The organism is Citrobacter gillenii (assembly GCF_013337685.1).
GTDB classification, from domain to species: domain Bacteria; phylum Pseudomonadota; class Gammaproteobacteria; order Enterobacterales; family Enterobacteriaceae; genus Citrobacter; species Citrobacter gillenii.
The window spans coordinates 350,404-370,724 of record NZ_SUQN01000003.1 but is presented as its reverse complement, the minus strand read 5'-3'; the positions used below and the strand labels follow the sequence as shown (position 1 = coordinate 370,724).

At 54.0% G+C, this 20,321-nt stretch carries 22 protein-coding genes; 10 read left to right on the top strand and 12 right to left on the bottom strand.

The window, feature by feature from the left end; all coding sequences use genetic code 11:
- Nucleotides 1–314: 314 nt before the first annotated feature.
- The 3 genes from FCH32_RS09045 (at nucleotide 315) to FCH32_RS09035 (ending at nucleotide 3,181) form a co-directional block, all read left to right on the top strand.
- Entirely contained in the window at nucleotides 315–1,292 is a 978-nt protein-coding gene (locus FCH32_RS09045) for a TRAP transporter substrate-binding protein (protein WP_096758508.1), read from the top strand.
- A 62-nt stretch (nucleotides 1,293–1,354) separates the two neighbouring features.
- The gene (locus FCH32_RS09040; RefSeq protein WP_096758507.1) at nucleotides 1,355–1,864 is read left to right on the top strand and encodes a TRAP transporter small permease; all 510 of its coding nucleotides are present in this window, start codon (nucleotides 1,355–1,357) and stop codon (nucleotides 1,862–1,864) included.
- 30 nt (nucleotides 1,865–1,894) lie between these two features.
- Complete coding sequence (locus FCH32_RS09035) at nucleotides 1,895–3,181, top strand: TRAP transporter large permease (RefSeq protein ID WP_006686394.1); 1,287 nt, start codon at nucleotides 1,895–1,897, stop codon at nucleotides 3,179–3,181.
- Nucleotides 3,182–3,272: 91 nt separating this feature from the next.
- Here FCH32_RS09035 and ridA read toward each other — a convergent pair whose 3' ends face one another.
- The 4 genes from ridA to pyrL all read right to left on the bottom strand — a co-directional run bounded on the left by ridA (nucleotide 3,273) and on the right by pyrL (nucleotide 5,282).
- Nucleotides 3,273–3,659 carry a 2-iminobutanoate/2-iminopropanoate deaminase gene (gene ridA / locus FCH32_RS09030; protein ID WP_006686395.1) on the bottom strand — a complete coding sequence of 129 codons (387 nt, stop codon included), beginning with the start codon at nucleotides 3,657–3,659 and terminating at the stop codon, nucleotides 3,273–3,275.
- Nucleotides 3,660–3,735: 76 nt separating this feature from the next.
- A complete protein-coding gene (gene pyrI, locus FCH32_RS09025) occupies nucleotides 3,736–4,197 on the bottom strand; it encodes an aspartate carbamoyltransferase regulatory subunit (RefSeq protein WP_003025816.1) in 462 nt (153 codons plus the stop codon).
- A 12-nt stretch (nucleotides 4,198–4,209) separates the two neighbouring features.
- Nucleotides 4,210–5,145, bottom strand: coding sequence for an aspartate carbamoyltransferase (gene pyrB / locus FCH32_RS09020; RefSeq protein WP_115259569.1), 936 nt, complete (start codon nucleotides 5,143–5,145; stop codon nucleotides 4,210–4,212).
- Between the two features lie 2 nt (nucleotides 5,146–5,147).
- A complete protein-coding gene (gene pyrL / locus FCH32_RS09015) occupies nucleotides 5,148–5,282 on the bottom strand; it encodes a pyr operon leader peptide (RefSeq protein WP_096758504.1) in 135 nt (44 codons plus the stop codon).
- Nucleotides 5,283–5,521: 239 nt separating this feature from the next.
- Between pyrL and FCH32_RS09010 the strand changes: the two genes are divergently transcribed.
- Complete coding sequence (locus FCH32_RS09010) at nucleotides 5,522–5,974, top strand: YhcH/YjgK/YiaL family protein (RefSeq protein WP_174360774.1); 453 nt, start codon at nucleotides 5,522–5,524, stop codon at nucleotides 5,972–5,974.
- 117 nt (nucleotides 5,975–6,091) lie between these two features.
- On the opposite strand, the gene argF is transcribed toward FCH32_RS09010, so the two are convergent.
- Both argF and argL read right to left on the bottom strand, forming a co-directional pair.
- A complete protein-coding gene (argF, locus tag FCH32_RS09005) occupies nucleotides 6,092–7,096 on the bottom strand; it encodes an ornithine carbamoyltransferase (RefSeq protein ID WP_174360773.1) in 1,005 nt (334 codons plus the stop codon).
- Nucleotides 7,066–7,161 carry a putative translational regulatory protein ArgL gene (gene argL / locus FCH32_RS23430; RefSeq protein WP_371414759.1) on the bottom strand — a complete coding sequence of 32 codons (96 nt, stop codon included), beginning with the start codon at nucleotides 7,159–7,161 and terminating at the stop codon, nucleotides 7,066–7,068. The genes argF and argL overlap by 31 nt, the downstream gene beginning before the upstream one ends.
- A gap of 99 nt (nucleotides 7,162–7,260) precedes the next feature.
- On the opposite strand from argL, the gene rraB reads away from it, so the two are divergent.
- The 3 genes from rraB to FCH32_RS08990 all read left to right on the top strand — a co-directional run bounded on the left by rraB (nucleotide 7,261) and on the right by FCH32_RS08990 (nucleotide 9,475).
- Nucleotides 7,261–7,686 carry a ribonuclease E inhibitor RraB gene (rraB, locus tag FCH32_RS09000; protein WP_096758495.1) on the top strand — a complete coding sequence of 142 codons (426 nt, stop codon included), beginning with the start codon at nucleotides 7,261–7,263 and terminating at the stop codon, nucleotides 7,684–7,686.
- 51 nt (nucleotides 7,687–7,737) lie between these two features.
- Nucleotides 7,738–8,496: a tRNA isopentenyl-2-thiomethyl-A-37 hydroxylase MiaE gene (gene miaE, locus FCH32_RS08995; RefSeq protein WP_115259566.1), complete on the top strand. Its 759-nt coding sequence runs from the start codon at nucleotides 7,738–7,740 to the stop codon at nucleotides 8,494–8,496.
- Between the two features lie 148 nt (nucleotides 8,497–8,644).
- The gene (locus FCH32_RS08990; protein ID WP_174360772.1) at nucleotides 8,645–9,475 is read left to right on the top strand and encodes a topoisomerase II; all 831 of its coding nucleotides are present in this window, start codon (nucleotides 8,645–8,647) and stop codon (nucleotides 9,473–9,475) included.
- Between the two features lie 25 nt (nucleotides 9,476–9,500).
- On the opposite strand, the gene FCH32_RS08985 is transcribed toward FCH32_RS08990, so the two are convergent.
- The 4 genes from FCH32_RS08985 to pepA form a co-directional block, all read right to left on the bottom strand.
- On the bottom strand, nucleotides 9,501–10,004 hold the full coding sequence (locus FCH32_RS08985) for a GNAT family N-acetyltransferase (RefSeq protein ID WP_115259564.1): 504 nt from the start codon (nucleotides 10,002–10,004) through the stop codon (nucleotides 9,501–9,503).
- Between the two features lie 207 nt (nucleotides 10,005–10,211).
- Nucleotides 10,212–13,067: a valine--tRNA ligase gene (locus FCH32_RS08980; RefSeq protein WP_174360771.1), complete on the bottom strand. Its 2,856-nt coding sequence runs from the start codon at nucleotides 13,065–13,067 to the stop codon at nucleotides 10,212–10,214.
- Entirely contained in the window at nucleotides 13,067–13,510 is a 444-nt protein-coding gene (gene holC, locus FCH32_RS08975; RefSeq protein WP_096758490.1) for a DNA polymerase III subunit chi, read from the bottom strand. The genes FCH32_RS08980 and holC overlap by 1 nt, the downstream gene beginning before the upstream one ends.
- Before the next feature lie 129 nt (nucleotides 13,511–13,639).
- Nucleotides 13,640–15,151, bottom strand: a complete 1,512-nt coding sequence (gene pepA / locus FCH32_RS08970; RefSeq protein WP_115259562.1) for a leucyl aminopeptidase — start codon at nucleotides 15,149–15,151, stop codon at nucleotides 13,640–13,642.
- Nucleotides 15,152–15,304: 153 nt separating this feature from the next.
- On the opposite strand from pepA, the gene FCH32_RS23120 reads away from it, so the two are divergent.
- The 3 genes from FCH32_RS23120 (at nucleotide 15,305) to lptG (ending at nucleotide 17,600) form a co-directional block, all read left to right on the top strand.
- A complete protein-coding gene (locus tag FCH32_RS23120; protein WP_212723231.1) occupies nucleotides 15,305–15,355 on the top strand; it encodes a hypothetical protein in 51 nt (16 codons plus the stop codon).
- 62 nt (nucleotides 15,356–15,417) lie between these two features.
- Nucleotides 15,418–16,518, top strand: a complete 1,101-nt coding sequence (lptF, locus tag FCH32_RS08965; protein ID WP_115259561.1) for an LPS export ABC transporter permease LptF — start codon at nucleotides 15,418–15,420, stop codon at nucleotides 16,516–16,518.
- Nucleotides 16,518–17,600 carry an LPS export ABC transporter permease LptG gene (lptG, locus tag FCH32_RS08960; RefSeq protein ID WP_115259560.1) on the top strand — a complete coding sequence of 361 codons (1,083 nt, stop codon included), beginning with the start codon at nucleotides 16,518–16,520 and terminating at the stop codon, nucleotides 17,598–17,600. The genes lptF and lptG overlap by 1 nt, the downstream gene beginning before the upstream one ends.
- 122 nt (nucleotides 17,601–17,722) lie before the next feature.
- On the opposite strand, the gene FCH32_RS08955 is transcribed toward lptG, so the two are convergent.
- Both FCH32_RS08955 and idnR read right to left on the bottom strand, forming a co-directional pair.
- The gene (locus FCH32_RS08955) at nucleotides 17,723–19,225 is read right to left on the bottom strand and encodes a helicase HerA-like C-terminal domain-containing protein (RefSeq protein ID WP_115259998.1); all 1,503 of its coding nucleotides are present in this window, start codon (nucleotides 19,223–19,225) and stop codon (nucleotides 17,723–17,725) included.
- 79 nt (nucleotides 19,226–19,304) lie between these two features.
- Nucleotides 19,305–20,303 (bottom strand): DNA-binding transcriptional regulator IdnR, encoded by a 999-nt coding sequence (gene idnR / locus FCH32_RS08950; protein WP_096758486.1) that lies wholly within the window; start codon nucleotides 20,301–20,303, stop codon nucleotides 19,305–19,307.
- Nucleotides 20,304–20,321 lie beyond the last annotated feature (18 nt).

Sequence of the window (20,321 nt, the reverse complement as noted above, 5' to 3'; positions counted from 1 at the left end):
GATATTCCCTCGCAATATTTGTGTTTTAATTTTATTGAAATACTAACGGGGTAAAGTATTAACATATCCCGTTCTCGCCTTTTGTTTTTTCTCAATAAAACGATCTCCGTTGCAAAAATGAAACAGTGTGCTAAAAATTATTATCATTGACGTTTTTTTGTGAAGGCAGTCATCGAAATAAATTGTTACACCAGCTAGTCTGCGCAGGTAACGTCGTTAAAAAAGTTTCTCGCTGCCCATTTTTAATTCCGGCAGTCATTTGCTCTGCATACCATTTCTATTAATGGAAATTATGAACTTCTGGAGAAGGACAAATGAAACTGACAAAAAACCTGTTAAGCCTGTGTATTGGCGCGTCAGTCTTGCTGGCCAGTCATACCACGTTAGCCCAAACCTTCCGTGCCGCCGATGTGCATCCGGCTGATTACCCGAACGTTGTTGCCGTGAAGCACATGGGGGAAAAACTCAGTGCAGCGACCGACGGGCGTCTGGAGATTAAAACCTTTCCCGGTGGCGTATTAGGCGATGAGAAACAGATGATTGAGCAGGCGCAATTAGGCGCCATCGATATTATTCGCGTCTCAATGACCCCAGTTGCCGCCATACTCCCTGAAATTAACGTCTTTACCCTGCCGTATATTTTCCGCGATGAAGACCATATGCATAAGGTGCTGGACGGGATGATTGGCCAGGAGATTGGCGACCGTCTGACCGCAAACAGTAAATCACGACTGGTATTCCTTGGTTGGATGGATGCAGGTACGCGCAACCTGATCACTAAAAATCCGGTTATCAAGCCAGAAGATTTACACGGGATGAAAATCCGCGTGCAGGCCAGCCCAATCGCGCTGGATACCTTAAAAGCGATGGGCGCGAACTCCATTGTGATGGGGGTCAGCGAAGTGTTTAGCGGCATGCAGACCGGCGTAATTGATGGCACGGAAAATAACCCACCAACGTTTGTGGCGCACAACTATTTACCGGTGGTTAAAAACTACACCTGGAGCAAACATTTTATTATTCCTGAGCTATTCCTGTTCTCGAAAACGAAATGGGATAAATTGAAAAAAGAAGATCAGGATCTCATTATTAAGCTCGCGAAAGAAGCGCAGGTAGAACAGCGTAAATTGTGGGAAGCCTATAATGCGAAATCACTGGAAACTATGAAAGCCAATGGTGTTCAGTTCCATGATATTGATACTGATGTTTTCTATAAAGCCACGCAGTCGGTAAGGGATAATTACGGTAAAGATCACCAAGATTTGATCAAACGTATTCAGGATGTGAAGTAGTTCATCAGGCGGATGGCATCCACCATCTGCCTGAGTCTTTTGATTAATTCGAGGTGATGATTATGGGTGAATGCTATTCATCGGTAATGGATTTTTTTTACCGGGTCTCAATGTGGATTGCCGGGATGGCATTATTAGTGATGGTCGCCATCATACCAATTGGGATATTTGCACGATATGTTCTGAACAATGCCCTGTCATGGCCTGAGCCTGTCGCTATTCTCTGTATGGTGACATTCACCTTTATTGGCGCCGCGGTGAGTTATCGCGCAGGTTCGCATATCGCGGTAAGCATGGTGACCGATCGTTTGGGTGAAACCGCCCGCCGTTACTGCTCTCTTATCGCCGATATTATGCTGACGGCGATTAGCCTGTTTATTCTCTGGTACGGCACCACGCTGTGTCTTGAACTGTGGGAACAACCCGTTGCGGAATTCCCGCTGTTAAGCGCCGGGCAAAACTACCTGCCGTTACCGATTGGCTCTGCCATCACGCTGCTTTTTATTGTTGAGAAGATCTGCCGTGGTCCGCAGTACCAACGTCCTGTTGTCATGCTGGGTTCGACCAGCTAGTTACCGCCCCCATTTCAGAAAGGAAAGCAGATGGATGCATTTATTCTCGTCTTTACGCTCGGCATTATGCTGGCGATTGGGGTACCGGTAGCGTACGCGGTGGGTATTAGCGCGATCATTGGCGCCTGGTACATTGATATTCCACTGGAAGCGGTAATGATCCAACTGACCAGCGGGGTGAATAAATTTTCATTGCTGGCGATCCCGTTCTTTATTCTGGCCGGAGCGATTATGGCCGAAGGCGGGATTGCGCGTCGGCTGGTGAATTTTGCCTACATATTCGTGGGCTTTATTCGCGGCGGACTGTCGCTGGTGAATATTGTGGCCTCCACCTTTTTTGGTGCGATTTCCGGATCGTCCGTAGCCGACACCGCCTCTATTGGTTCGGTGATGATCCCGGAGATGGACAAAAAAGGCTACCCGCGTGACTTTGCGGCGGCGGTGACCGCCAGCGGATCGGTACAGGCGATCCTGACGCCCCCCAGCCATAACTCGGTGATTTACTCGCTGGCGACCGGCGGTACGGTGTCTATTGCCGCGCTGTTCATTGCCGGCATCTTACCGGGTCTGCTGTTGAGCTTTAGCCTGATGGTGATGTGCGTAGCGTTTGCGCACAAACGCGGTTATCCAAAAGGGGAGCGCGTACCGTTTCGCCAGGCGTTGAAGATTTTTGTCGACACGCTGTGGGGCCTGATGACGGTAGTGATCATTATGGGAGGGATCCTCTCGGGTATCTTCACCGCGACGGAATCCGCGGCGATCGCCTGTCTGTGGGCCTTCTTTGTCACCATGTTTATCTATCGTGACTACAAATGGTCTGAGCTGCCGAAGCTGATGTTCCGCACGGTGAAAACGGTCACTATCGTGATGATCCTGATCGGCTTTGCCGCCGCCTTCGGCGCGGTAATGACCTATATGCAGCTGCCGATGCGTATCACCGAAGCCTTTACCAGCATCTCGGATAACAAATACGTCATTCTGATGTGCATTAACATCATGCTGCTGCTGATCGGTACGCTAATGGACATGGCGCCGCTGATCCTGATCCTGACTCCGGTCCTGCTGCCGGTGACCAACGCGTTGGGTATCGATCCGGTGCATTTTGGCATGATCATGCTGGTGAACTTAGGGATTGGCCTGATTACGCCGCCGGTAGGATCGGTGCTGTTTGTCGCCAGTGCGGTGAGTAAGCAGAAGATTGAGCAGGTGGTGAAGGCGATGCTGCCGTTCTATGCGGTGCTGTTCCTGGTGCTGATGTTGGTGACGTATATTCCGGCGATTTCGTTGTTCCTGCCGAAACTGTTTGGTGTAATGTGATAAATGCCCGGTGGCGCTCGCGCTTACCGGGCCTGCAAACTACGCTTCCCCAAGTCGGATAAGGCTAAGCCGCCATCCGGCACAAGAAGGTTTAGCGACGAACGGCGATCGCTTCAATCTCGATTTTCACGTCTTTTGGCAGACGGGCCACTTCCACGCAAGAGCGTGCCGGGAAGGTTGCGTTGTGCTCGGTGAAGAACGCTTCGTAGGTGGCGTTGACGGTGGCGAAATCGTTCAGGTCTTTAACGAAGACCGTAGTTTTTACGATGTCGCCTACTTTCAGGCCTGCTGCTTCTACGATAGCTTTAACGTTTTCCAGCGACTGACGCGCCTGAGCGGACACGTCTTCCGATACGGCACCGGTTTTTGGGTCAACCGGGATCTGACCGGAAGTGATTACCATGCTACCCAGATCAACACCCTGAACGTATGGGCCGATTGCTGCTGGTGCATTTTCCGTCGCGATAGTCTTGCTCATGATTTCTCCTGAATTACAGCGGTAATAGAATGTTCCCGCTCATTATAGGGAGCCGGGATCTCATAACCAACCCCAATTAGTTGGCCAGCACCACATAATGGGAAAACTCTTTTTCACAGTATTTGCATTTGAGTGCGATGTCATCGGCACGCTTTTTCACTGCAAAACTGGAGGAAACCGGCTCGGCATGACTGATACAGTTACTGTTCGGGCACACCAGCACGTTATCGATACGCTCAGGCAGGCTGGGACGTGATTTACCCACCACGTCATAGTCATCAATGCGGTTTACCGTGGCCTGCGGGGCGTACAGCGAGAGCTGGTTGACCTGCTCGTCGGTCAGGAAGGTATTTTCAATTTTGATCAGGTCTTTACGCCCCATCTCACCGGACGGCAGGTTCAGGCCGATGGTGATACGCTGATCGGTCTCTGTCAGTTTGAATAGTGTCAGCAGCTTAAAACCCACCTGTGCGGGAATATGGTCAATCACGGTGCCACGTTTGATGGCTTCAACCTGCAGTTTGTTATCGTGTGTCATCGTCATGTCCTCTTACAGTGCCAGTTCGCTATTCAGTACCAGTGCCAGTAACGCCTGGCGGGCGAAGATGCCGTTGCCTGCCTGCTGGAAATACCAGGCGTGTGGCGTCTTATCGACGTCGGGAGTGATCTCATCGATGCGCGGCAGCGGGTGCAGCACCTTCATGTTCTCTCTGGCACCTTCCAGGTCACTGGCGCGCAGAACGAACTGTGCTTTCACGTTGGCGTATTCGGACGGGTCCAGGCGTTCTTTTTGCACGCGGGTCATGTAGAGGATGTCTACGTCCGCCATCACTTCTTCAATCGTGCCGTGCAGGCTCCAGGCGATACCTTTTTCATTCAGCATGTCCAGAATGTACTGCGGCATTGCCAGCGCATCCGGGGCGATAAAGTAGAAGCGGTTGCCTTCGAACTTCGCCAGCGCCTGAGTCAGAGAGTGAACGGTACGGCCATATTTCAGATCGCCTACCATCGCAATTTGCAGATTGTCCAGGCGACCCTGCGTTTCCTGAATGGTGAACAGGTCCAGTAGCGTCTGGGTCGGATGCTGGTTAGAGCCGTCTCCCGCGTTCAGTACCGGCACATTGCCGGAGAACTCCGTGGCCAGACGCGCGGCGCCTTCCTGCGGATGACGCATTACAATGGCGTCTACGTAGGTGCTGATTACGGAAATGGTGTCAGCCAGCGTTTCACCTTTTTTGCCCAGTGAGGTGTTGCTGCTGTCAGAGAATCCCACCACGCTGGCGCCCAGACGGTGCATTGAGGTTTCAAAAGATAAACGGGTGCGGGTTGAGGCTTCGAAGAAACAGCTGGCGATCACCTTATGCTTCAACAGCTCCGGCTGCGGGTGGGCTTTTAGTTTCGCCGCCGTCGCGAGTACCAGATTGAGGTCATCGCGGCTGAGGTCGTTTATGGAAATGATGTGTTTTTGATAGAGCGGGTTAGCCATGTTTATCTCCTGACGCCTGGGCAAAAAAAAAGCCCCTCAATTGAGGGGCTTAGAATGATGAGCAACGGGAAGAAAAACGGCAGGCCAGCGTCTTTTTTCAGACGCGGTAAGACAAAATGTCGTACACACTGAACCATAGATCCTCCCGGCAAATTGTCGGCGATTATACTCAGCTACGTTATAGGATCAAGCGAATAATGCACAAATTATTCATCGCAAACGATTCTCATGAATATTCATTCACCCAAGCCCGCGGGAACCGCCGCAGGCGATAAACATGCGTTGACGCAAAATATCGGTAAATAGCAGTGGTATGGCAGACGGATTTTTCGTATAACAACTAAAATGAAACAATGTTTTAATTAAGGGGTTTGAAATGATTATCGGCAATATTCATCACCTGGAAGCATGGCTGCCGGAAGAGCTGCGTCAGGCAATTGAACACATTAAAGCGCACGTGACGGACACAACCGAAAAAGGGAAACATGAAATCGACGGTAACCGCCTGTTTTATCTGATCGCCGAAGATATGACCGAGCCGTTTGAGCAGCGTCGCGCCGAGTATCATGCCCGTTATCTGGATATTCAGATCCTGCTAAAAGGGCAGGAAGGGATGACCTTCAGCACGCTGCCTGCGGGCACGCCGGAAACCGACTGGCTGGCGGACAAAGATATCGCTTTCTTGCCGGAAGGGGCGGAAGAGAAGACGGTGGTGCTGAATGAAGGTGATTTTGTGGTGTTCTATCCGGGCGAAGTGCATAAGCCGCTGTGCGCGGTAGGTACGCCTGCGCTGGTGCGCAAAGCCGTGGTAAAAATGCTGGTCGAATAAGTGATTTTATGATGCCGGATGGCGACGCAATAGCGTCTTATCCGGCCTACGGGAGCACGGTTGTAGGCCGGATAAGATGCGTAGCATCGCCATCCGGCATTCTTTTTACCGACGTACTCACTTCGCTAATGTCGCCACCATCACCGCTTTAATGGTGTGCATGCGGTTTTCTGCCTGATCAAAGACAATACTGGCTGGTGACTCAAAGACCTCATCGGTTACTTCCATCCCACCGTGCAAACCGTATTCTTGCGCCATTTGTTTACCCAGCGTGGTTTGGTCATCATGAAATGCTGGCAGGCAGTGCAGGAATTTCACCTGCGGATTGCCGGTTAGTGCCATCATCGCGCTGTTGACCTGATAGTTACGCAGCAGGGCAATTCGTTCGGCCCACTTCTCTTTGGCTTCACCCATGGATACCCAGACGTCGGTATAAATGAAGTCCGCACCTTTCACGCCTGTCGCAATATCGTCGGTCAGGGTGATATTACCGCCGTTTTTCTGTGCCAGCGCTTTGCATTCGGCTACCAGGCTCTCTTCTGGCCAGCAAGCCGGTGGTGCCACCAGGCGCAGATCCAGCCCAGTTAACGCGGCGGCTTCCAGCATTGAATTGCCCATGTTGTTACGGGCATCGCCGGTGTACACCAGCGTCATCTCATTAAACGCTTTGCCCGGCAGGTGTTCCTGCATGGTTAGCAGATCGGCCAGTAACTGGGTGGGGTGGAATTCGTTGGTCAATCCGTTCCATACCGGAACCCCGGCATATTCGGCCAGCGTCTCCACCACCTCCTGGCCGTGGCCGCGATACTGGACACCGTCATACATGCGGCCCAGTACGCGGGCGGTGTCTTTTATCGACTCTTTATGGCCAATCTGGCTGCCGCTTGGCCCCAGATAGGTCACACGCGCGCCCTGATCGTAAGCGGCAACTTCGAAAGAGCAACGAGTACGGGTCGAGTCTTTTTCGAAGATGAGCGCAATATTTTTACCGGTCAGCATAGCGACCTCTGTGCCGTTTTTCTTGTCCGCCTTGAGCTGGGCGGCGAGCTGCAGCAGTGACGTGAGTTCAGCAGAGGTAAAATCGAGCAGTTTCAAGAAGTGCTTCTGATAAAATGCAGACATGGTTCCCTCACATGGCTTAGGCCATTTATTGAATTAAAATTCAATTTATATGTATGTTTATTCATTTGCAACCTTGTTTAACAAATCTTTCCTGGAAAGGTGGAGGCAATGTCAGCGGTATGTGACAATAAGAGTATCGGCAGGACATTATGAGGATATGAGCCATGGCAAACCCGGAACACCTGGAAGAACAGCGTGAAGAAACACGCTTGATTATTGAAGAGTTACTTGAAGATGGTAGCGATCCTGACGCGCTGTATACCATTGAGCATCACCTTTCCGCGGATGACTTTGAAACCCTGGAAAAAGCAGCGGTAGAAGCCTTCAAGCTGGGTTATGAAGTCACCGAGCCGGAAGAGCTGGAAGTGGAAGAAGGCGACACGGTCATTTGCTGTGACATCCTCAGTGAATGTGCGCTGAACGCCGAGCTGATTGACACTCAGGTTGAACAACTGATGAACCTGGCTGAAAAATTTGACGTGGAATACGACGGATGGGGCACTTATTTTGAAGACCCTAACGGCGAAGAAGGTGAAGACGGCGACGATGACGATCTCGTCGACGAAGATGATGACGGCGTGCGTCACTAAGTCATCTGCTGACCTACGGCGGCGCATGCTGCCGTAGGGCAAGGACAACGTATGGATTACCCGCAAATACTCTCCCCGATTCTGGATTTCCTGCACTGCAAAACGCCCGAGGCCTGGCTTGATAAAGCGCGCGACCCGGCAAATCTTCCCCTGCTGCTGACTGACCATCTGGTCTGCGAGCTGAAAGCGGCGCAAACCGCGATGCTGCTGGTGCGTAAATATGTTGCGGATAAGCAGGGATCGCAGGCGATGCTGGAGTGGCTGAAACCCTATGAAGCCTTTGCCTTCCGAGAAGGGGAAGAGCCGGATTTCACCTTGCTGAACAAGCAAATCAGCAAAAGCATCATGCCCCAGACTGACGACCCGTGGGGGCGACAGCTTATCGACAGCATGGTGCTGCTGATCAAAGAAGAGCTACACCACTTCTGGCAAGTGCGTGAAGCGATGCTAAGCCGCCAAATTCCGTATATCAAAATGACCGCCAGTCGTTACGCCAAGGGTATGCTTAAAGAAGTCCGTACCCATGAGCCGTTAACGCTGATTGATAAGCTGATCTGCGGCGCCTACATTGAGGCGCGATCCTGCGAGCGTTTTGCCGCGCTGGCACCGTATCTGGATGATGAATTACAGGCGTTTTATCTGTCGCTGCTGCGCTCAGAGGCGCGCCATTATCAGGATTATCTGGCGTTGGCACAGCAGGCGGCCGACCATGACATCAGTGACCGGGTACGGTTTTTTGGTGAGGTGGAAGCATCCCTGATCTTATCACCGGACGATGAGTTTCGTTTTCATAGCGGCGTGCCAGCCTAGCTCCACTCTCTGGTACGGTGTCTCTCTTCCTCCTTCCCGGTAGCTAAAATCTGGTGGCTAGAAATCGATCGCGCCTGCCGCAATAATCAAACCACTTGAAGGGGGAATATATCCCCGCCATATGCATTGATATGAAAAAGGATGGTGAATGAACTGGGCACACGTATTGTTGGCAGGCTATATCGGGGCGGTGATTGCAACCGTGGTGGGCGTCTGTCGTAAAAAGGGCTGGGTAGGTAAGGTTTCCGGTGCGGTGATTTTTGTCGTGGCGATTATCGGCTGGAATCTGTTTGATACGCACTATCTCATCCCGCGCGAAAGTCCGGACTATGGGCTGACTGAAACGCAGAAATTCGAGAAAGCAATGCTGACAATGCCCGTCTATGAGGTCATTAAGGAGCAGGAACCCGCGCTATGGCAGACGATTCTCAACCAGGCGGTGGAGATGAAAACGGCGGGGAAAAGCGAGCAGCAGATTATTGACACCATACAGCCGCAGATCCTGACGTTCCAGATGGCGCGCTTACAGCAGGCACCCGATGCCAACGTGATTGCCTATATGCAGGTGAACCTCGCGCAAATTGACGCGATAGCGAAAGTAGGCGGTGACGAATGCTTTCGCTTCCTGTTCCCGGCGGTAAAGGGCGGTATCAACCCGGTACAGCTTATTCCACGTGAAATTATGAGTCGCCGTATGGCGAATGACATGACGATGCTGCAGGCGGCTTATGGCCCGGGAAAACATACAGTTACGGCGGAAGAAAAAGAGCTGGCGCTTCAGGATCTGCAAGCCATGAGTCCGGGACTGGTGCAGCGCTATGGGCCGGATATTCAAATCATGGCCGACCCGAATAAAGGCGTGGGTAAAGAGCAACTGGCTTGCGATATGGTTCAGGATCTGTGGACGCAGGTTCTCAAATTGCCGACCGCTCGCGCCGCCGGCGTGATTCGTCTGATGCTCTCAGCCGAAATGCAATAACGCAGTATTGCCCCTTTGCCTAACGTCAGAGGGGTTTTAGCATCCGCACTTCGCAATCTACATGCCCCGTGCAGCCCAGCGGCTCGGCAATATGCGCAAAGCCCAGACGTTCATAGAGGTGAATCGCCTCGGTCAGAAATTCGGTGGTTTCCAGATAGCACTGTTTAAATCCCTGCTCACGGGCGTGATCGAGAGCCATCAACGCCAGCTTTTTCGCCAGTCCCTGACCACGCACGCTCGGCAGAAAGTACATCTTCTGTAATTCGCAAATATCCGGCTCGCTACAGCCTAATGGCGCAACGCCACCGCCACCGACGACCTGCCCATTTTGTTCAACCACCCAATAGGCCGCACCCGGCTGGCTGTATACCTGGAATAACTCATCGAGATTAGGGTCAGCCACCGTGTAACCTTTATCAGCGGTCAAACCGTATTCGGCGGAGACCTGGCGGATCACGTGGGCAATGGCGGTGTTATCGTCGGCAGCAATGCGACGCAGCGTCGCCGAGACAGGTGTAATGACACTCATAGCGAACTCATGACGTAAAAGTGGGACATATGCAGTTAATACCACTGCGGAGAGGGAAAGCGCAAGCGAGGATAATTCAATAAAAAGCCTCTGGGCGAGTGCGTCAGAGGCTTTTATCGTCTGCGGTGTCGGATGCGCTACGCTTATCCGACCTACGATGACGGTGCCTGTTTGCCGGATAAGCGTAGCGCCATCCGGCAAACAGCTTTACAGCGCGGCAATAACCGCCTGCTGTTCAATCAGCTTCGCTTTCGCTTCCGCGTAACCTTCCAGCTTCTCACGCTCTTTAGCGATAACCGCCTCCGGCGCGCGTGCGACAAAGCCTTCGTTGGACAGTTTGGCTTCAATGCGGCCAATCTCACCGTCGATTTTGGTCACTTCTTTCGCCAGACGTGCCAGCTCATCTTCTTTATTGATCAGGCCAGCCATCGGGATCAGCAGCTCGGCGCCGTCGATAATTTTAGTCACGGAAACCGGACCTTTATCATCAGCAGGCAGCACGGTGATGCTTTCCAGACGTGCCAGGTTCAGCAAGAAGCTACGGTTGTCGTTCACACGACGCATCGCGGCTTCGCTGCAACCACGCAGCAGCAGCTCCAGCGGTTTGCCCGGCGCGATGTTCATTTCCGCACGGATGTTACGGATGGCCACGATTGCCTGCTTCAGCCATTCGGTATCGGCCAACGCGGCTTCATCAACCTGTGCCGTATCGTATTCCGGGAACGGCTGCAGCATGATGGTGTCGGCAGTGTTACCGCAAATAACCTTCACACGCTGCCAGATGGTTTCGGTGATGAATGGGATGATTGGGTGCGCCAGACGCAGCAAACCTTCCAGCACGGTTACCAGCGTATGGCGGGTGCCGCGCAGCTCAGACTCAGAACCACCGGTCATGACCGGCTTGGTCAGCTCCAGGTACCAGTCGCAGAACTGGTTCCAGGTGAACTCGTACAGAATGCCCGCGGCGATATCGAAGCGGAAGTTATCCAGTGCCTCGCGGTACGCTTTGATGGTCTGGTTGAATTCCGCCAGAATCCAACGGTCCGCCAGTGACAGGGCCATTTCGCCGCCGTTGAAGCCGCAATCCTGATCTTCAGTGTTCATCAGCACAAAGCGGCTGGCGTTCCACAGCTTGTTACAGAAGTTACGGTAACCTTCCAGACGCTTCATATCCCAGTTGATATCGCGACCGGTTGAGGCCAGTGCCGCCAGGGTGAAACGCAGGGCGTCGGTACCGTGCGGCTCGATGCCGTCCGGGAACTGCTTCTCGGTACGTTTAGCAATTTTCTCAGCCAGCTGCGGCTGCATCATGTTGCCGGTACGTTTCTCCAGCAGGTCCGGCAGGGAAATACCATCAACCATATCCAGCGGGTCGATAACGTTACCCTTGGACTTGGACATCTTCTGGCCTTCGTCGTCACGAATCAGACCGGTCATGTAGACCGTCTTAAACGGAACCTGCGGCTTGCCGTTTTCATCTTTGATGAAGTGCATGGTCATCATGATCATGCGGGCAATCCAGAAGAAGATGATGTCGAAGCCAGAAACCATCACGCTGGTTGGGTGGAACTGACGCAGCGCGTCGGTGTTTTCCGGCCAACCCAGCGTAGAGAAGGTCCACAGCGCGGAGGAGAACCAGGTGTCGAGAACGTCTTCGTCCTGACGCAGCGCAACGTCGGCGCCGAGGTTGTTTTCCTGACGCACTTCGTCTTCGGTACGGCCGACATAGACGTTGCCGTCGTTGTCATACCAGGCCGGGATGCGGTGACCCCACCACAGCTGACGGGAGATACACCAGTCCTGGATATCACGCATCCAGGAGAAGTACATGTTTTCGTACTGCTTCGGCACGAACTGAATGTCGCCGTTCTCAACCGCTTCTACCGCCGGTTTTGCCAGCACGTCGGCACGGACGTACCACTGGTCGGTTAGCATCGGTTCGATAACCACGCCGCCACGGTCGCCGTAAGGCACGGTCAGGTCGTGCGGTTTAATCTCTTCCAGCAGGCCCAGCGCGTCGATAGCGGCAACCACCGCTTTACGTGCGGCAAAGCGCTCCAGCTTCTGGAACTCAGCCGGGATCGCGTTGGAATAGACGTCAGATTCTTCGCCTTTGGTGTCGTACACCTCCGCGGTTTCGCGGATGTCGCCGTCAAAGGTCAGGATGTTGATCATCGGCAGGCCGTGACGTTTACCGACTTCATAGTCGTTAAAGTCGTGCGCCGGGGTGATCTTCACGCAGCCGGTGCCTTTTTCCATATCGGCGTGTTCATCACCAACAATCGGAATACGGCGGTTAACCAGCGGCAGGATAACGAATTTGCCGATCAGATCTTTATAACGCGGATCTTCCGGGTTGACGGCCACACCGGTATCGCCCAGCACGGTTTCCGGACGCGTGGTGGCGACCACCAGATAATCTTTCCCGTCTGCGGTTTTTGCGCCGTCAGCCAGCGGATAGCGGATGTGCCACATTGAGCCTTTTGACTCGCGGTTTTCTACTTCCAGATCGGAGATGGCGGTGCGCAGTTTCGGGTCCCAGTTTACCAGGCGCTTGCCACGGTAAATCAGGTCTTCTTTGTACAGGCGAACAAAGACTTCTTTCACGGCATTGGAAAGACCTTCGTCCATGGTGAAGCGCTCGCGCTCCCAGTCCACGGAGTTGCCCAGACGGCGCATCTGACGGGTAATGGTGCCGCCGGATTCCGCTTTCCACTGCCAGATTTTATCGATAAACGCATCGCGACCGTAGTCGTGACGGGTTTTACCTTCTTCAGCGGCAATCTTACGCTCAACCACCATTTGGGTGGCGATACCCGCGTGGTCAGTACCGGCCTGCCACAGGGTGTTTTTACCCTGCATGCGCTGGTAGCGAATCATGGTGTCCATGATGGTTTGCTGGAAAGCATGACCCATATGCAAACTGCCGGTGACGTTCGGCGGCGGGATCATGATGCAGAAGGACTCTTTGCTTTCATCGCCGTTAGGTTTGAAATAGCCCTGCTTTTCCCAGTGCTCGTAAAGCGGCTGTTCGATATCTTGTGGGTTGTATGTCTTTTCCATTATTTCCAGGTTGCCGTATTCAGGTTAAAACCAGCCACGCGGTAAGCTTTGTAGCGCTCGCGTGCCGATTGTTTCAAAGAATCTTCATAAGGGACGAAGTCTACCACTTCTGTGAAAGCGGTGGCAAAATCTACAAAGCCGACGCGCAAACTGATCAGCAGATCGCGTGGGCTGCTGTTGCGTTTTTCTGGCCAGGCAATTTCGACCGGAGCACCGCCACGCGGACCTTCCCCCGCCAGATTATGCGGCACGAAGCTTTCTGCCGGTCTTGCCCACAGCGCTTCATCCAGCCGAATAGCCTGTTTTTCGTCTTCACAGGCGATCAGTACGCGCTTGCCCGCGCGCCAACGTTCTGCGGCAATTTCACACACCAGTTGTTCAACGGCGCTTAAGCCATCTTGTTGTGTGTCGTTATCCAGAAGATAGAACGTTGCGTTTCTCATAATATGGGGCTTCTTGTTGTGGATTTAAATGCAAAGCCGGATGGCGCTACGCTTATCCGGCCTACGGTTAAATACTCACTGTAGGCCGGATAAGACGCGTATGCGGCGCCATCCGGCAATCAAGCAAACTTACTCTTCGCCGTTAAACCCGGCGCGATTGAGCAGGAACTGCGACAGCAGCGCCACCGGACGACCGGTTGCACCTTTGGCTTTTCCTGAACGCCAGGCGGTTCCCGCGATGTCGAGGTGTGCCCAGTTGTACTTACGGGTAAAGCGCGACAGGAAGCAGCCAGCGGTAATCGCGCCACCAGGGCGTCCGCCGATGTTCGCCATATCTGCGAAGTTGGACTCCAGCTGTTCCTGGAACTCATCACCCAGCGGTAAACGCCATGCGCGATCGCCCGCCTGTTCGGACGCGCCAATCAGCTCGTGCGCCAGCGGGTTGTGGTTCGACATCAGGCCAGTGATGTGATGACCCAGCGCAATCACGCAGGCACCGGTCAGGGTGGCGACGTCGATGACCGCTTCAGGTTCGAAACGCTCGACATAGGTTAACACGTCGCACAGCACCAGGCGGCCTTCGGCATCGGTGTTCAGTACTTCAACAGTCTGCCCGGACATGGTGGTTAACACATCACCCGGACGATACGCGCGCCCGCCTGGCATGTTTTCACAGCCCGCCAGCACGCCGACAACGTTGATGGGTAACTGAAGTTCCGCCACCATGCGCATCACGCCGTACACTGCCGCCGCGCCGCACATGTCGTATTTCATTTCATCCATGCCTTCGGCAGGCTTGATGGAAATACCGCCGGAGTCAAAGGTTAGCCCTTTACCGACCAGCACAATCGGGCGCACGTCTTCTGACGGGTTGCCTTTATACTCGATAACCGACATCAAGGACTCGTTCTGCGAACCCTGGCCGACGGCAAGATAAGAGTGCATACCTAGCTCTTTCATCTGCTGCTCGCCAATGACGCGCGTGACGACATTTTTGCTGTAGCTGTCGGCCAGTTGACGCGCCTGAGAAGCCAGGTACGCTGCGTTACAGATGTTCGGCGGCATGTTGCCGAGATCTTTCGCGGCTTTAATACCGGCGGCAATCGCCAGGCCGTGCTGAATGGCGCGCTCGCCGCTGGTCAGTTCACGGCGGGTAGGGACGTTGAACACCATTTTACGCAGCGGGCGACGTGGCTCGCTTTTGTTGGTCTTCAACTGATCAAAACTGTAGAGGGTCTCTTGTGCTGTCTCGACAGCCTGACGCACTTTCCAGTAGTTGTTACGGCCTTTAACGTGCAGTTCGGTCAGGAAGCAGACGGCTTCCATGGAGCCGGTATCATTCAGAGTATTGATGGTTTTCTGAATAACCTGCTTGTACTGGCGCTCATCAAGCTCACGCTCTTTGCCACAACCAATGAGAAGAATGCGCTCAGACAGAACGTTAGGAACGTGGTGTAGCAACAGGGTCTGACCCGGTTTGCCTTCCAGTTCGCCACGACGCAGCAGGGCGCTGATGTACCCGTCGCTGATCTTATCGAGCTGCTCTGCAATCGGAGAAAGGCGGCGTGGTTCAAAGACGCCCACGACGATGCAGGCACTCCGCTGTTTCTCTGGGCTACCGCTTTTTACACTGAACTCCATGCACTACGCTCCTGAATCTTAAAGACAACGGCGGTGGCTACGGATAGAATTGCAAGCTTTCGTAACTCATACCCGCTGTTGCGGTGACTTCGTGTTAATCTTAACGTTATTACGGCATTGGCACGTCAGAACAATTTCTGAGAGGTGGATCCGTTGAGTATAATGATCTTAGCGACGATTTCGACGACTCAAGAGAATAAATGACGTTTAAGCCATGAAACAAGCTATTTTCCTGCAAAAGACGGGTTTTTACGGGCGTATTTAAAGTGATAATCATAAGATATCTGGTACGGGAAACGCTCAAAAGCCAACTTGCGATCCTATTCATCCTGCTGTTGATCTTCTTTTGTCAAAAGCTGGTCAGGATCCTCGGTGCGGCGGTTGACGGTGACATCCCGGCAAATCTGGTGCTCTCGCTGCTGGGGCTGGGCGTGCCAGAAATGGCGCAACTTATCTTGCCATTAAGCCTGTTCCTCGGGCTGCTCATGACGCTGGGCAAACTGTATACCGAAAGTGAAATTACGGTGATGCACGCCTGCGGGCTGAGTAAGGCCGTACTGGTGAAAGCGGCGATGGTGCTGGCGCTGTTTACCAGTATCTTTGCGGCGATCAACGTGATGTGGGCGGGGCCCTGGTCTTCAAAGCATCAGGACGAAGTGCTGGCGGAAGCGAAAGCGAACCCCGGCATGGCGGCACTCGCGCAGGGACAGTTCCAGCAGGCCACTAACGGCAGCTCGGTGCTGTTTATCGAAAGCGTCGATGGCAGTAATTTCAAAGATGTGTTCCTCGCGCAGATCCGCCCAAAAGGTAACGCCCGTCCTTCCGTGGTCGTGGCCGATTCCGGACATCTGACGCAACTGCGCGATGGCTCCCAGGTGGTGTCGCTGAACGAAGGTACGCGCTTTGAAGGGACCGCGCTGCTGCGTGACTTCCGCATTACCGACTTCAAGGACTATCAGGCAATTATTGGCCATCAGGCCGTGGCGCTGGATCCGAACGATACCGACCAGATGGACATGCACACGCTGTGGACGACCGACACCGATCGCGCCCGTGCGGAGCTGCACTGGCGTATCACGTTAGTATTCACGGTGGCGATGATGGCGCTGATGGTGGTACCGCTGAGTGTGGTGAATCCACGTCAGGGACGCGTACTGTCGATGCTGCCCGCCATGCTGCTGTATCTGATGTTCTTCCTGATCCAGACCTCACTGAAGTCGAACGGCGGCAAAGGGAAACTGGATCCAGTGTTCTGGATGTGGACGGTTAACCTGAGTTATCTGGCTCTGGCGATTGCGCTTAACCTGTGGGATACGGTGCCTGTGCGCCGCTTGCGTGCCCGTTTTCTGCGTAAAGGAGCGGTATAATGCAGCCCTTTGGTGTACTTGACCGCTATATCGGTAAAACCATTTTCACCACCATCATGATGACGTTGTTCATGCTGGTGTCGCTCTCCGGCATCATCAAGTTTGTTGACCAGTTGAAAAAGGCCGGGCAGGGGAGCTACGACGCGATGGGGGCCGGGCTGTATACGCTGCTCAGTGCCCCTAAAGACATTCAGATCTTCTTCCCGATGGCGGCGCTGCTCGGCGCGCTGCTGGGATTGGGCATGCTGGCCCAGCGCAGTGAACTGGTGGTGATGCAGGCGTCTGGTTTTACCCGCATGCAGGTTGCGCTGTCGGTGATGAAAACCGCTATTCCGCTGGTGCTGTTGACGATGGCCATCGGGGAATGGGTTGCGCCGCAGGGTGAACAGATGGCGCGTAACTACCGCGCACAGCAGATGTACGGTGGCTCGCTGCTGTCTACCCAGCAAGGGCTGTGGGCGAAAGACGGCGACAGCTTTGTCTACATTGAGCGGGTGAAAGGCGACGAAGAGTTAGGGGGTATCAGTATTTATACCTTTAACGACCAGCGTCGTTTGCAGTCCGTGCGCTATGCGGCGTCTGCCAAATTTGATAAAGACAATAAGGTCTGGCGTCTGTCGCAGGTGGATGAGTCCAACCTGCAGGATCCGAAGCAGGTTACCGGTTCACAAACCGTGAGCGGCACCTGGAAGACCAACCTCACGCCAGACAAACTCGGTGTCGTGGCGCTGGATCCGGATGCGCTGTCGATCAGCGGTCTGCATAATTACGTGAAGTACCTGAAGTCCAGCGGCCAGGACGCCGGACGCTACCAGCTCAACATGTGGAGCAAAGTCTTCCAGCCGCTGTCCGTGGCGGTGATGATGCTGATGGCGCTGTCGTTCATCTTTGGCCCGCTGCGTAGTGTGCCGATGGGCGTGCGTGTAGTGACGGGGATTAGCTTCGGTTTCGTGTTCTACGTGCTGGACCAGATCTTTGGTCCGCTGACGCTGGTATACGGTATTCCACCGATTATCGGGGCGCTGCTGCCAAGTGCCAGCTTCTTCCTGATAAGCCTGTGGCTGATGCTGCGTAAATCGTAATTACAGCCCGCCATCCGGCAACGTCACACGCAGTGCCGGATGGCGCTGCGCTTATCCAGCCTACTCAGGACCCGTAGGCCAGATAAGGCGTTAACGCCTTATCTGGCAAAGTAACACAGGCACTAGCGTTTTCTTCCGCCCATCAAACTTCCCAACATGCCACGAATAATCTGATTGGTGACCTGACGCGCCGCGCTTTTCGCCACGCTCTGCACCACACCATCACGCTTGCCGCCGCGCGGCCCGGTGCTGCCAAACAAGATATCCTTCAGCCCGCCGAGAATACCGTCGTCCACTGCGACTGCTTTGCCGTTGGCGGGAGGTGTGTTTTGCTGCTCAGTACTGGCCTGCACGCCTTGCTGTAAGCGCTCATAGGCCGACTCACGGTCAACCTCTTCTTCATATTTACCGTACAGCGCGGAGTGATTAATCAGCCCATTGCGCTCATCGTCGGTTACCGGTCCCATGCGTGAGCACGGCGCAATGACCATCGCCCGCTCCACCACCGACGGACTGCCTTTGGCATCGAGGAACGAGATTAGCGCCTCGCCGGTCCCCAGTTCCTGAATGGCTTTTTCGGTATCAAATGCCGGATTGGCGCGCATGGTTTGTGCCGCGGTTTTCACCGCCTTCTGGTCTTTGGGCGTGAACGCGCGCAGGGCGTGCTGCACGCGGTTACCCAACTGACCGAGCACGTTGTCCGGAATATCGGCGGGGTTTTGCGACACGAACCACACGCCGACGCCTTTCGAGCGGATAAGGCGGATCACCTGTTCGATTTTATCCAGCAATACCTGCGGGGCATCGTTGAACAACAGATGGGCTTCGTCGAAGAAGAACACCAGCTTGGGTTTTTCCAGATCGCCCGCTTCCGGCAACTGCTCGTACAGCTCGGAGAGCATCCATAGCAGGCTGGCGGCGTACAGTTTGGGCATCTGGTACAGTTTTTCTGCGCTAAGGATATTGATTATCCCCTTGCCGCTGGCGTCGGTGCGCATCCAGTCTTTGATATCCAGCATCGGCTCGCCAAAGAAGTGCGCCGCGCCCTGTTGCTCCAGCGACAGCAGCCCGCGCTGGATAGCCCCGACCGAGGCGCTGCTGATGTTGCCGTACTGATTCTGGAAGGATTTGGCGTTATCACCGATGTACTGGGTAATGGCTCGCAGGTCTTTGAAATCGAGCAGCAACAGCCCCTGGTCATCGGCAATGCGGAAGATAATATCCAGCACGCCGGACTGCACATCGTTCAGGTTCAGCAGGCGGGCCAGCAGCAGCGGGCCGAGGTCCGATACCGTGGCGCGCACCGGGTGACCTTTCTCACCGAAGATATCCCACACCGTGACCGGATTATCATGCGGCTGCCAGTCGGTAATACCGATGTTGTTCAGACGGGTCAGCAGCTTTTCAGACGCCTGTCCTGCCTGCGCCACGCCGGTTAAGTCGCCTTTAACATCGGCCATAAACACCGGCACGCCGATCTCCGACAGCGATTCGGCCAGCTTCTGCAAGGTGACGGTTTTACCGGTCCCGGTCGCGCCGGTAATCAGCCCGTGGCGGTTGGCCATGCCAGGCAGTAAAAACAGTTCGGTGTCCGGCGTGCGGGCAATTAACAGGGGTGCGCTCATTGAGATTTCCTCCATTTATCCTGCCTGGAGTATAGGCAATGTCGATGAAAGAGAATATGCGCAGGGGAGAGAAAATGACTTAAAGCGTATTGCCGTGATAAATCTGATATCCCAAATCTACGGTGTTGTGGTTATGGTCGTTGTTCTTGATTTTACTGAGCAACATCTGCGCCGCCATGCGACCAATGTCGAAACGTGGGGTGATCACGCTCGCGAGGCTTGGGATCATCTGCCTGCCCATTTCCAGCCCGTGGAATCCGGCAATCGAGATCTGCTCCGGCACAGCCAGATCGCGCTCGCGGCACAGCAGCAGCGCGCCCATCGCAATATCGTCGTTGGTACAGAACACGCCGTCTACATCCGGGTGCGCAGCCAGCGCGTCACGCATCATCTGGGTACCGAGATGGATGGAGGAGATGGCGCGCGGATTCACGCGCAGTGGTTCCAGACCCCGGCGAGTCATGGCATCGCAATAGCCGCGATAGCGCTGCTCGTCACGGACGTCGTCTTTCGAACCCAGATACAGGATTTTGTGGCGCGGGCGTTTATCCAGCATGGTGCTGACCATATCAAACGCCGCCTGGCGGTTATCGAATCCCACCTCCATATCCAGACGATCGCCCTGGATATCCATCAGCTCAACCACCGGAATAGTCGCTGAACGCAGAAACTTCACGGTACGTAAAGTGTGATATTTCTCGGAAAGAATAATGCCGTCGATGTTGTACGACAGCAGGTTGATAACCGATTCTTCCTCGGACTCCCGATCGTAATTGTAGTTGGCGATCAGCGTTTGATAGTTATGGTCCGAGGTCACGGATTCAATCCCCGCCAGAATGTCGGCAAACAGCTGGTTTTGAAACGAGGGGATCAGCACGCCGAGCGTATAGCTTTGCGCGTTCAACAGCATTGCCGGCGCGCGGTTGGGGATGTAGTTAATCTCCTCCATTATCTGCGCGATGCGCTCGCCGGTTTCCTTTGCGACTTTTTTCGGCGAGCGGATGTAGCGACTCACCGTCATTTTGGTCACACCCGCCAGGGTGGCGATATCTTGCAAAGAAATTCTGTGGTTCCTCATCTTCTCTCCTGAGCCGGG

Excerpts from the sequence above, each read along its gene's own strand:
- argL (WP_371414759.1), bottom strand. The coding sequence starts at position 7,161 with ATGAATAAACATACATATAAATTGAATTTTAATTCAATAAATGGCCTA.
- FCH32_RS08955 (WP_115259998.1), bottom strand. The coding sequence starts at position 19,225 with ATGAGCGCACCCCTGTTAATTGCCCGCACGCCGGACACCGAACTGTTT.
- FCH32_RS08990 (WP_174360772.1), top strand. The coding sequence starts at position 8,645 with ATGAACTGGGCACACGTATTGTTGGCAGGCTATATCGGGGCGGTGATT.
- FCH32_RS08985 (WP_115259564.1), bottom strand. The coding sequence starts at position 10,004 with ATGAGTGTCATTACACCTGTCTCGGCGACGCTGCGTCGCATTGCTGCC.
- pyrL (WP_096758504.1), bottom strand. The coding sequence starts at position 5,282 with ATGGTTCAGTGTGTACGACATTTTGTCTTACCGCGTCTGAAAAAAGAC.
- pyrI (WP_003025816.1), bottom strand. The coding sequence starts at position 4,197 with ATGACACACGATAACAAACTGCAGGTTGAAGCCATCAAACGTGGCACC.
- miaE (WP_115259566.1), top strand. The coding sequence starts at position 7,738 with ATGGATTACCCGCAAATACTCTCCCCGATTCTGGATTTCCTGCACTGC.
- idnR (WP_096758486.1), bottom strand. The coding sequence starts at position 20,303 with ATGAGGAACCACAGAATTTCTTTGCAAGATATCGCCACCCTGGCGGGT.
- pyrB (WP_115259569.1), bottom strand. The coding sequence starts at position 5,145 with ATGGCTAACCCGCTCTATCAAAAACACATCATTTCCATAAACGACCTC.
- holC (WP_096758490.1), bottom strand. The coding sequence starts at position 13,510 with ATGAGAAACGCAACGTTCTATCTTCTGGATAACGACACACAACAAGAT.
- rraB (WP_096758495.1), top strand. The coding sequence starts at position 7,261 with ATGGCAAACCCGGAACACCTGGAAGAACAGCGTGAAGAAACACGCTTG.
- FCH32_RS09045 (WP_096758508.1), top strand. The coding sequence starts at position 315 with ATGAAACTGACAAAAAACCTGTTAAGCCTGTGTATTGGCGCGTCAGTC.
- pepA (WP_115259562.1), bottom strand. The coding sequence starts at position 15,151 with ATGGAGTTCAGTGTAAAAAGCGGTAGCCCAGAGAAACAGCGGAGTGCC.
- ridA (WP_006686395.1), bottom strand. The coding sequence starts at position 3,659 with ATGAGCAAGACTATCGCGACGGAAAATGCACCAGCAGCAATCGGCCCA.
- argF (WP_174360773.1), bottom strand. The coding sequence starts at position 7,096 with ATGTCTGCATTTTATCAGAAGCACTTCTTGAAACTGCTCGATTTTACC.
- lptG (WP_115259560.1), top strand. The coding sequence starts at position 16,518 with ATGCAGCCCTTTGGTGTACTTGACCGCTATATCGGTAAAACCATTTTC.
- FCH32_RS09040 (WP_096758507.1), top strand. The coding sequence starts at position 1,355 with ATGGGTGAATGCTATTCATCGGTAATGGATTTTTTTTACCGGGTCTCA.
- FCH32_RS08980 (WP_174360771.1), bottom strand. The coding sequence starts at position 13,067 with ATGGAAAAGACATACAACCCACAAGATATCGAACAGCCGCTTTACGAG.
- FCH32_RS09035 (WP_006686394.1), top strand. The coding sequence starts at position 1,895 with ATGGATGCATTTATTCTCGTCTTTACGCTCGGCATTATGCTGGCGATT.
- FCH32_RS09010 (WP_174360774.1), top strand. The coding sequence starts at position 5,522 with ATGATTATCGGCAATATTCATCACCTGGAAGCATGGCTGCCGGAAGAG.